Origin of the sequence: Rhodoferax sp. UBA5149, from assembly GCF_002413825.1 — a bacterium.
Taxonomy (GTDB): domain Bacteria; phylum Pseudomonadota; class Gammaproteobacteria; order Burkholderiales; family Burkholderiaceae_C; genus Rhodoferax.
Genome location: NZ_DHXT01000204.1, coordinates 1 through 10,821 on the forward strand (window position 1 = coordinate 1; position 10,821 = coordinate 10,821).

Annotated in this window: 9 protein-coding genes; all 9 read left to right on the plus strand. The window is 55.8% G+C overall.

Features of this window, described 5'->3' with window-relative positions; genetic code table 11:
- Positions 1 to 38: 38 nt before the first annotated feature.
- The 9 genes from B3V69_RS18170 (at position 39) to rpmI (ending at position 10,776) form a co-directional block, all read left to right on the plus strand.
- A complete protein-coding gene (locus B3V69_RS18170; protein WP_296448507.1) occupies positions 39 to 1,406 on the plus strand; it encodes a glutamine synthetase family protein in 1,368 nt (455 codons plus the stop codon).
- A gap of 30 nt (positions 1,407 to 1,436) precedes the next feature.
- Positions 1,437 to 2,834: an aspartate aminotransferase family protein gene (locus tag B3V69_RS18175; RefSeq protein ID WP_296448491.1), complete on the plus strand. Its 1,398-nt coding sequence runs from the start codon at positions 1,437 to 1,439 to the stop codon at positions 2,832 to 2,834.
- A gap of 107 nt (positions 2,835 to 2,941) precedes the next feature.
- Complete coding sequence (locus tag B3V69_RS18180) at positions 2,942 to 4,090, plus strand: ABC transporter ATP-binding protein (protein ID WP_296448493.1); 1,149 nt, start codon at positions 2,942 to 2,944, stop codon at positions 4,088 to 4,090.
- A gap of 7 nt (positions 4,091 to 4,097) precedes the next feature.
- The gene (locus B3V69_RS18185; RefSeq protein WP_296448495.1) at positions 4,098 to 5,024 is read left to right on the plus strand and encodes an ABC transporter permease; all 927 of its coding nucleotides are present in this window, start codon (positions 4,098 to 4,100) and stop codon (positions 5,022 to 5,024) included.
- Positions 5,021 to 5,887 (plus strand): ABC transporter permease subunit, encoded by an 867-nt coding sequence (locus B3V69_RS18190; protein ID WP_296448497.1) that lies wholly within the window; start codon positions 5,021 to 5,023, stop codon positions 5,885 to 5,887. Before B3V69_RS18185 ends, B3V69_RS18190 begins: the two co-directional genes overlap by 4 nt.
- 295 nt (positions 5,888 to 6,182) lie before the next feature.
- Positions 6,183 to 7,502 carry an isocitrate lyase gene (gene aceA, locus B3V69_RS18195; protein WP_296448498.1) on the plus strand — a complete coding sequence of 440 codons (1,320 nt, stop codon included), beginning with the start codon at positions 6,183 to 6,185 and terminating at the stop codon, positions 7,500 to 7,502.
- A gap of 263 nt (positions 7,503 to 7,765) precedes the next feature.
- Positions 7,766 to 9,691 carry a threonine--tRNA ligase gene (gene thrS / locus B3V69_RS18200; RefSeq protein WP_296448500.1) on the plus strand — a complete coding sequence of 642 codons (1,926 nt, stop codon included), beginning with the start codon at positions 7,766 to 7,768 and terminating at the stop codon, positions 9,689 to 9,691.
- A gap of 89 nt (positions 9,692 to 9,780) precedes the next feature.
- Positions 9,781 to 10,374 carry a translation initiation factor IF-3 gene (gene infC / locus B3V69_RS18205; protein ID WP_296448508.1) on the plus strand — a complete coding sequence of 198 codons (594 nt, stop codon included), beginning with the start codon at positions 9,781 to 9,783 and terminating at the stop codon, positions 10,372 to 10,374.
- A 198-nt stretch (positions 10,375 to 10,572) separates the two neighbouring features.
- Complete coding sequence (gene rpmI, locus B3V69_RS18210; RefSeq protein ID WP_142814204.1) at positions 10,573 to 10,776, plus strand: 50S ribosomal protein L35; 204 nt, start codon at positions 10,573 to 10,575, stop codon at positions 10,774 to 10,776.
- Positions 10,777 to 10,821 lie beyond the last annotated feature (45 nt).

A 10,821-nucleotide genomic window follows, 5' to 3' on the forward strand; every position in this document is an offset into this window, starting at 1 on the left:
GCAAATCAGGTGCTGCAGACCGCAGCCAGGAGCATTTGATGAACGACAAGAAAACAATGAACTTCAATGATTTGGAGCAATGGCTCAATGAACGGCGCGTCACTGAAGTGGAGTGTCTGGTGCCCGACTTGACCGGCGTCGCACGCGGGAAAATTCTGCCACGAGCCAAGTTCACCGAAGATCGTGGCATGCGCTTGCCGCAGGCCGTTGTGGCCATGGGTGTCACGGGGGAGTTCCCGGAAAGTGGTCCCTACTACGACGTGATTGACCCCACCGACAAGGACATGCAGCTGCGCCCGGACCCCTCGACCGTGCGCATCGTGCCCTGGGCCACCGACCCGACGGCGCAGGTCATCCATGACTGTTTTGACCATCAGGGCAACCTGGTTCCTTTCGCGCCCCGAACCGTGCTGCGCAAGGTCTGTGACCTGTTTGCGGCGGAAGGCCTGCTGCCGATTGTGGCGCCGGAGCTTGAGTTTTATCTGACGGCCCGCAACACCGATCCCAACACCTTGTTGAAACCACCCATAGGCCGAAGCGGTCGTGCCGAGACCTCGCGCCAAGCCTACAGCATTGATGCCGTCAATGAATTCGATCCGCTGTTCGAGGAAATTTACGACTACAGCGACAAGATGGAGTTGAACGTCGATACCTTGATCCACGAGGTCGGCGCGGGTCAGATGGAAATCAACTTCTTTCATGCTGAACCCATGGGGCTGGCGGACGAGGTGTTTTTTTTCAAGCGCACGGTGCGCGAAGCGGCGTTGCGCCACGACATGTACGCCACTTTCATGGCCAAGCCCATTGCAAGCGAGCCGGGCAGCGCGATGCATGTGCACCAAAGTTTGCTCGATGTCGCAACCGGCAAGAACGTTTTCAGCAACGCGGACGGAACGCCGTCCGAGATGTTCATGCATTACATCGGCGGCTTGCAGCGCTATATTCCCGCGGCCATGGTGCTGGTGGCGCCTTACGTCAACAGCTACCGCCGCTTGTCCCGCAACACGGCCGCTCCCATCAACATTGAGTGGGGTTACGACAACCGGACCGTGGGTATTCGCTCCCCGATTTCGTCGCCGGAAGCGCGTCGCGTTGAAAACCGCGTCATCGGCGCCGACGCCAATCCTTATGTCGCCATGGCGATGACGCTGGCATGCGGCTATCTGGGGATCAAGAACAAGATCAAACCCAAGCCAGAAATGAAAGGGGATGCTTACTTGGCGCCGTATGCGCTTCCGCGCAGTCTGGGTGAAGCGCTGGACTGGCTGCGCCGTGAGTCGGATCTGCACGAAGTATTGGGCAAGGAGTTCATCACGGTCTACTCGGAAATCAAGGAGCTGGAGTTTGACGAGTTCATGAAAGTGATTTCACCCTGGGAGCGCGAGCACCTGTTGCTCCACGTTTAATCCCGGCGTTTTCAAATAAAGGAAAATTTGATGAATAGCGCTGTTGATACGGCCCTGATCCAGGCACTGGACAGTGCCCACTTCTTGCATCCCTTCACCGACTTCAAGGCCTTGTCGAGCCAAGGCGCTCGCGTGATGGTCAAAGGCGAAGGCATCTACGTTTGGGATTCCGAGGGCGTTCGCCTGCTCGATGCCATGAGCGGTTTGTGGTGTGTGAATGTGGGTTACGGACGCCAAGAGCTGGCCGACGCCGCCCATCACCAGATGATGACGCTGCCGTACTACAACAGCTTTTTCCAGACCACCAACGTGCCAGCGGTTCAGCTGGCGGCCAAGCTGGCCGAATTGGCACCCAACGTGGGTGAACGCAGCTTCCAGCATGTGTTTTACGCATCCAGCGGCAGTGAAAGCAACGACTCCAACGTGCGCATGGTGCGCCGCTATTGGGACCTGCTGGGCCAACCGCAGCGCAAGGTCATCATCAGTCGGCTGAATGCCTACCATGGCAGTACGATGGCGGGCGCCTCTTTGGGTGGCATGAGTGGCATGCACGCGCAAGGGGACCTGCCGATACCCAACATCACGCACATTGAGCAGCCTTACTTTTTTGAAAATGGCCGACCCGGTGAAAGCGAAGCCGACTTCGGGATTCGTTCTGCCGGTTGGCTGGAGACGAAAATTCTCGAACTCGGCGCGGATAAAGTGGCCGCGTTCATCGCCGAGCCGATCCAGGGCGCGGGTGGCGTCATTATTCCGCCTGCGACCTACTGGCCGGAGATCCAGCGCATTGTTGACAAGTACGGAATTCTGCTGATCAGTGATGAGGTGATTTGCGCTTTTGGTCGGCTCGGGCATTGGTTTGGTTATGAAAAGTTTGGCTACCAACCTGATCTGGTGACCTTCGCCAAGGCCGTCACCAGTGGCTACATCCCCTTGGGTGGCGTGATGGTGGGGGACCGGGTTGCCAAAGTACTGATTGACAAAGGCGGCGAATTCAACCACGGCTACACCTACAGCGGACATCCGGTGGCGTGTGCCGTGGGCTTGGCCAATCTGGGTGTCATGGAGCGCGAACAGTTGCCCCAGCGCGTGCGCGATGATATTGGCCCTTATCTGGCCCGACGTTACCTGGAAATCGGCGAACACCCCTTGGTTGGGATGGCTGAAACATGCGGTTTCATGGCCGGGCTGGTGCTGGTCAAAAACAAGGCAGGTCGTGAGCGCTTTGACGAGAGTCTGTCGGTGGGCATGATCTGTAGGGGGCACTGCTTCCGCAATGGCCTGATCATGCGGGCCGTGGGAGACCGCATGATTATTGCGCCGCCACTCACCATGACGCACTCCCAAATTGATGAAATGGTGGCCTTGATTGTTCGCTGCCTGGATTTGACCTACCAGGATGTCAAAAAGAAGGGTTGGTTGAGCTAGGGATGGCGTGCGTGGGGGCCGTGGCACGGCGGTTACCATTCTGATTTTCACCACGTTCGATCGATTTTCAGGGGAATGAGTTGCGTACTGCGATGGGAAACAGTTGGATGGGCGAGCAGATAGAAGAAGTCGGGCAACAAGGCGTAGCGCCATTTTTGCAAATCAAACGGGTCGTCAAGCAATTCGATGAGGTCTTTGCGGTGGACGATGTGTCCCTGGATATCCAGCAGGGTGAAATCTTTGCCTTGCTGGGCTCCTCGGGCTGTGGCAAGTCCACGCTGTTGCGCATGCTGGCGGGGTTTGAGTTGCCGACATCCGGGCAGATCCTATTGGGCGGGCGGGACATCGTCGGACTCGCGCCGTACGAGCGCCCGATCAACATGATGTTCCAGAGCTATGCGCTGTTCCCCCACCTCAGCGTGTGGGACAACATTGCGTTTGGCTTGCGTCGGGATAAGCTGCCCAGGGCGGAAATTGAGGCACGCGTCGATCAGATGCTGGAATTGGTGGAGCTCAAGCCTTATGCGAAACGCAAACCGCACCAACTCTCGGGTGGCCAGCAGCAGCGCGTAGCGCTGGCACGCAGCCTGGCCAAGCGACCGCAGCTGTTGCTGCTTGATGAACCCCTCGGCGCGCTGGATGCGAAGTTGCGCGAGAGAACCCAGCTTGAATTGGTGGACATCATCGAAAAAGTGGGCGTCACCTGTGTCATGGTCACGCACGACCAGGAAGAAGCCATGACGATGGCCACGCGAATCGGCGTGATGAGCGACGGCAAGATTTTGCAAATCGGGCAGCCCGCAGAGATTTATGAAACACCGAATTGCCGCTTTGTGGCCGATTTCGTTGGCAGTGTGAATCTGTTCCAGGGCACCGTTGAGGTCGACGAAGCTGACCACGTTGTTATTGCGTCCCCCGAGTGTCGGCACTACGTGAGCCATGGCATCACAGGCACGAGTGGTATGCCGGTCCACGTCGCCGTGCGGCCCGAAAAAATGAGTATCCAGCAGAGACCTCCTCATGATGAGGAGCGGGAGTCACCGGCGCAGGTCGGGTTCAACCTCGCGCGGGGCGTGATCAAGAATTTGGCTTACCTTGGCAGTCTCACCACATACCACGTCCAGCTGGACGGGGGAACAACTGTTGTCAAGGTCACGCACACCAACGCCGCGCGACACGATGCCACGCAGCTGACCTGGGGCGACCGGGTGTATGTGTGGTGGTGTGGCAGTGATGTTGTGGTTTTGACAAGGTGACAAGGCTATGAGCGCGGCCATCGCACCGAGACTCTCTTTGTACGACAAGCTCACCGGGGCTTGGGGCCGAACGGCCGTCATTGGCTTGCCGCTGGCATTCCTGCTGGTTTTCTTTTTATTGCCGTTTCTGGTGGTTTTCAAGATCAGCGTGTCCGAAATGGACAACGCGGTTTTTAAAGACCTGTTTGTGTGGGCTGATGGCGTACTGCAGCTCAAGGTCAAGCTTGGCAATTACATTTTTATCGCGCAGGATGACCTCTATTTTCAGACCTACCTGAGTTCACTGAAGTTCGCCGGTTTGACGACCGCGATTTGCCTGCTGATGGCCTATCCGTTTGCGTACTTCATGGCGCGAAGCCCGGCCAGCACGCGCCCCGCCCTGCTGATGCTGGTCATGCTGCCATTCTGGACCTCGTTTTTATTGCGTGTGTACGCCTGGAAAATGCTGTTGACCGACAACGGCGTTTTCAACAATCTTGCGATTCAGGCAGGGCTGATTTCAGAACCGCTGAAGATGATCAATACGCCGTTTTCTTTGGTCTTGGGCATGGTGTACACCTATCTGCCGTTCATGATTCTTCCCTTGTATGCCAATCTCGTCAAAATGGACTTGCGCTTGCTGGAGGCGGCGCAAGATCTCGGCGCGACGCCGTGGCAGGCGTTTTGGCGCATCACGGTGCCGCTGTCCAAGAGCGGCATCATTGCCGGCTCGGCGCTGGTTTTCATTCCCTGCGTGGGGGAGTTCGTGATTCCCGAATTGTTGGGGGGCCCTGAGACCCTGATGATTGGACGGGTGTTGTGGGATGAATTTTTCAGTAACAACGACTGGCCCATGGCTGCCACGGTGGCGGTGGTCATGGTGTTGCTGGTTATTGTTCCGCTGGCCCTGTTCAACAAGTACCAGGCTGAAAGCACGGCGGGAGGCCGCGCATGAAGTTCAATGCGGGTCGCGTGACGTCCAGGGTGTGGATGGGCGCCGTATTTGCTTTCCTCTACCTCCCGATACTGACTCTGGTTGTGCTGAGTTTTAACGGCAGCCCGATGGTCACCAGTTGGGGCGGCTGGTCCTTGCGCTGGTATGAAGCTTTAGCCCGCGACGTCGAGCTGATTGCCGGCTTCAAGTTGTCCCTGGAAATTGCGTTTTTAACAGCCTGTGCGTCGGTGCTGCTGGGCACCTTGGCGGCGCTGGCCTTGACCCGCTTCAAGCGCTTTGCGGGGCGCACATTTTTTGTCGGCATGGTGAATTCACCTCTGGTGATGCCGGAAGTCATCATTGGCTTGTCATTGCTGCTGATGCTGGTGTCGGTCCAGCGTGCCTTTGGTTTCCCGGATCGTGGCTTGATGACGATTTGGTTCGGCCACACCTTGCTTGGCATGGCCTACGCCACGGTTGTGGTGCAGTCGCGCTTGCAGGAAATGAGCCCCCAACTGGAAGAGACAGCGCAGGATTTGGGCTGCCGCCCTTGGCAGGTTTTCTTTCTGGTGACCTTGCCGCTGATTTCGCAGGCCATCGGCTCGGCCTGGCTTTTGACTTTCACTTTGTCGCTCGATGATGTGGTGCTTTCCGCGTTTCTCTCGGGCCCGGGTTCCACCACCATGCCAATCATCATTTTCAGCCGTGCCCGGCTGGGCTTGAGTCCCAGTGTCAACACGGTGGCGACACTGACGGTGGCTGTCGTCAGTGTCGGGGTGGTACTTGCAAGCCTCTGGATGTCGCGCGCGCAACGCAGGCGTGCGCAAGAGATGTCGGCGGCGTTCCGGAGTGCCGGTACCTTGGCCGTTGCGGCGGTCCGTTGATGCGTTTTGAGATTCAGTAGAAGAACGATTGGCTCGTTTTTACAATATAAAAATCACTTTTCATATTATAAAATATTGAATTTTTGCGTCGTGTTTATTTTTCTCAAGATGAAAAATTCAATTTCACATTGAGAATTATAAATTGCAAGCTATTGATTAAATTCAATTTAATTTATGTCTTCTATAAGACATAAGATTAATAAAAGTCTTATAGAAGACTTAGAATTGCTCCATGCGCACTGGATCAACCGAGCGACCGGTGCAGACTGTTTTAATTTACCTAAGGAGTGATTTCATGCCGCAAACCATCACCGAACAATTGAGCCGCGAACAACAAATCGCCGCCCTCGAAAAAGACTGGGCCACCAACCCCCGCTGGAAAGGTATCAAGCGCGGTTACAGCGCCGCTGACGTCGTGCGTCTGCGTGGCTCTTTCCCGATTGAGCACACCTTGGCTCGCCGCGGTGCTGAGAAACTCTGGAATCTGGTGAACACAGAGCCCTACGTCAATTGCCTGGGCGCACTGACCGGCGGTCAAGCCATGCAACAAGTCAAGGCTGGCGTGAAGGCCATCTACTTGTCGGGCTGGCAAGTTGCGGCTGACAACAACTCGTACGCGTCCATGTATCCGGACCAGTCACTGTACCCGGTGGACTCGGTGCCGACTGTGGTCGAGCGCATCAACAACACGTTCCGCCGCGCTGATGAGATTCAGCACTCCAGAGGTATTGACGCTGGCGACAAGGGCTACATTGACAACTTCGCGCCGATCGTGGCTGATGCCGAAGCTGGTTTCGGTGGTGTGTTGAATGCGTTTGAGCTGATGAAGGCCATGATCAAGTCCGGTGCGGCAGGCGTGCACTGGGAAGACCAGTTGGCGTCGGTCAAAAAATGCGGTCACATGGGCGGCAAGGTCTTGGTGCCGACCGCTGAAGCTTGCCAAAAATTGATCGCTGCGCGTATGGCGGCTGACGTCTGCGGTGTGCCGACCTTGGTGATCGCCCGTACCGATGCTGAAGCGGCTGACTTGCTGACCAGCGACTACGACGAGAACGACAAGCCATTCCTGACCGGCGAGCGCACGGCTGAAGGCTTCTACAAGACCAACAAGGGCATGGATCAAGCCATCTCCCGCGCTATCGCTTACGCTGACTACGCCGATCTGGTGTGGTGCGAAACCGGCACGCCTGACCTTGCATTCGCCAAGAAATTTGCAGATGCAGTGCACGCCAAGCACCCCGGCAAAATGTTGGCTTACAACTGTTCGCCATCGTTCAACTGGAAGAAGAACCTGGACGATGCCACCATCGCCAAGTTCCAGAAAGAACTGGGCGCCATGGGTTACAAGTACCAGTTCATCACCCTGGCCGGCATCCACTCCATGTGGTACAACATGTTCGACTTGGCGCAGGACTACGTGGCACGTGGCATGACGGCCTACATCGAGAAGGTGCAAGAGCCCGAGTTCGCCGCTCGTGACCGTGGTTACACCTTCGTGTCGCACCAGCAAGAAGTGGGCACCGGTTACTTCGACGAAGTCACCACCGTGATTCAAGGCGGCAAGTCCAGCGTGACCGCGCTGACTGGCTCCACCGAAGAAGAGCAGTTCCACTAAGCAGCATTGCTGAGTCAATAAAGGGCTTGTGTCATCCAGCAATGGGTGACGCAGGCCCTTTTTTGTTAAACTCGACGCCTCAACCCTGCAACAAGAGCGAGAAAGGCAGTCTGGTTATGACACCGCGAACTACATCGGCAAAGTTTATACAGCCTGCAAGCCGCTAGTCCGCGCGCCTTGTGCGCTGGCAGCTACAAAATTCATAGTAAAGCGCGGCAAGTTCCGCGCTTTTCTTTTGCTCTACATCCTTCTGGTTTTTCATCATGATTCAAATCACACTTCCTGACGGCTCCCAACGCGACTATCCCGGTCCGGTGACGGTGGCCGAGGTAGCGGCGTCCATTGGTGCGGGGTTGGCCAAGGCGGCGCTGGCGGGGAAGGTTGATGGCAAGGTGGTTGACACCAGTTATCTGATCGAAGCGAACAGCCCTTTGTCCATCATCACGGCCAAAGATGCCGATGGTTTGGAAGTCATTCGTCACTCCACGGCCCACCTGTTGGCGTACGCCGTTAAAGAACTGTTTCCCGACGCGCAGGTCACCATCGGCCCGGTGATTGAGCATGGTTTTTTCTATGACTTCTCTTACAGGCGACCCTTCACGCCGGAAGATTTGATGGCCATTGAGAAAAAGATGATCGAACTGGCCGCCAAAGACGAGCCCGTGACACGGCGAGTATTGCCCCGCGATGAAGCGGTGGCCTACTTCAAGGGCTTGGGTGAACATTACAAGGCGGAGATCATTGCAAGTATTCCTGCGGATCAGGATGTGTCGCTCTACCGCGAAGGCAAGTTCGAAGACCTGTGCCGCGGGCCGCATGTGCCCAGCACGGGCAAGCTCAAGTTTTTCAAGCTGATGAAACTCGCCGGTGCCTATTGGCGCGGCGATCATCGCAACGAAATGCTGCAGCGAATCTACGGCACGGCCTGGGCCACGAAGGACGAGTTGCAGCAGCACTTGACGATGCTCGAAGAAGCAGAGAAGCGCGATCACCGCAAACTCGGGCGTGAGCTCGATTTGTTTCATATTGACGACCACGCCCCTGGCTTGGTGTTCTGGCATCCCAAGGGCTGGACGCTATGGCAGGGGGTTGAACAATACATGCGACAGGTGTATCGCGACAACGGCTACCAGGAGGTCAAGGGCCCGCAGGTGCTGGACAAGACCCTATGGGAGAAAACGGGTCACTGGGACAAGTACCGCGAGAACATGTTCACGACCGAGTCGGAAAAGCGCGAATATGCCTTGAAACCGATGAACTGCCCGGGTCATATCCTGATCTTCAAACAGGGCATCAAAAGCTATCGTGATTTGCCCTTGCGCTACGGCGAGTTCGGCCAGTGCCACCGCAACGAGCCTTCAGGCGGGCTGCACGGCATCATGCGGGTGCGCGGCTTCACGCAGGATGACGGCCATATTTTCTGCACTGAAGACCAAATTCTTCAAGAGTGCGTCAATTACACGGCGCTGCTGCAGAAGGTCTATACCGATTTTGGTTTCAAGAACATCATTTACAAGATCGCCACCCGTCCTGCGCAGCGCATTGGCTCTGACGAAGTGTGGGACAAAGCCGAAGCCGCGTTGATTGAAAGTCTGCAAGCATCTGGTTGCGAGTATGAAATTTCACCCGGGGAGGGCGCGTTTTATGGCCCCAAGATCGAATACACACTCAAGGACGCAATTGGACGCCACTGGCAATGTGGCACCATTCAAGTGGACTTTTCCATGCCTGAGCGGCTGGATGCCGAGTATGTCGGTGAGGATGGCGCTCGTCACCGGCCGGTGATGCTGCACCGCGCCATAGTGGGCAGTCTGGAGCGATTCATCGGGATTTTGATCGAAGAAAGTGCCGGTGCCTTGCCCGCTTGGCTGGCGCCGGTGCAGGTTGCGGTGCTCAATATCACCGACGCACATGCCGAATATTGTCGCGAAATTGCCGACAAATTGAAAAAATCACTGCCAAATCAAGAGCTTAGAGTAGTGACAGATCTGCGCAATGAGAAAATTACGTATAAAATACGCGAGCATTCAATGCAGAAGCTGCCTTATATCCTTGTCGTGGGTGACAAAGAAAAGGCAGCGGGTACCGTTGCAGTGCGCGCCCGGGGTGGTCAAGACCTCGGTGTGATGTCCCTCGATGCATTCGTGCAAATAATCGCAGGCGACATCACTCACAAGTCTGTTGTCTAAGCTGATACCAAGCGAGATTGCAGTTTGTCCGCGCGCATAAGGCGGTTGTAGCTACGGTTTTCGTAGCAGAATTTGTGAAGGATTAAGCCATCGCTACTGAATTTCGTGACCGCCGTCACCGTGAAGAACGCAAACATCGCCTGAATCGGGAAATCATGGCTCCAGATGTTCGACTCTCTGGAGTTGAAAACGAGCCGCTGGGAGTGGTTAGCCTGATGGAGGCGCTGCGTATGGCGGGTGAGCTGGATGTTGATCTGGTTGAAATTTCTGCCACGGCAGTGCCGCCGGTCTGTCGCTTGATGGATTACGGAAAATTCAAGTACCAGGAGCAGAAGAAGGCGGCGGAAGCGAAGGCCAAGCAGACGGTTATCGAGATCAAAGAGATCAAGTTTCGTCCAGGCACGGATGACGGCGACTACAACATCAAGATGCGCAATATCAAGCGCTTTTTGGCCGAAGGTGACAAATGCAAGATCACGCTGCGTTTTCGGGGGCGCGAGATTACCCACCAGGAAATCGGCATGGCCTTGTTGAACCGTATTCGCAGTGAATTGGGCGATTTGATTTTGATTGAGCAATTTCCCAAGCTCGAAGGGCGCCAGATGATCATGATGATCGCGCCTGGCAAGAAGAAGATTGCGGCGAAGCCGACAGCTGACGCAGCACCGGTTGTCGCGTCGTAAAAGTTTTGCGGTGCACGGGTTACGTAACCGGTGCGCTGCGGGAAGTGGCGAGGTCATACTTGCCACACAAGTGGCGAACTAAAAAGCGCTACTTAAAAGTGGCGAACTAAGAACCGCCACTCAAAAGTGGCTCGGGGCCAACAAGGCTGCAAATAGTTTGCAGACGCCTCACGAGCACAATGTAGAAGGAGCATGAATATGCCCAAAATGAAGACCAAGAGCGCGGCGAAAAAACGCTTCCGCGTCCGTCCAGGTGGCACCGTTAAACGCGGTCAAGCCTTCAAACGTCACATCTTGACCAAGAAGACCACCAAAAATAAACGCCATTTGCGCGGTTCCACAGCTGTTCATGAGACCAATATGGGTCACATGGCACAGATGTTGCCCGGCCGTGGTATTTAATTAACGACGAACAAGGAGTAATCACATGCCTCGCGTCAAACGTGG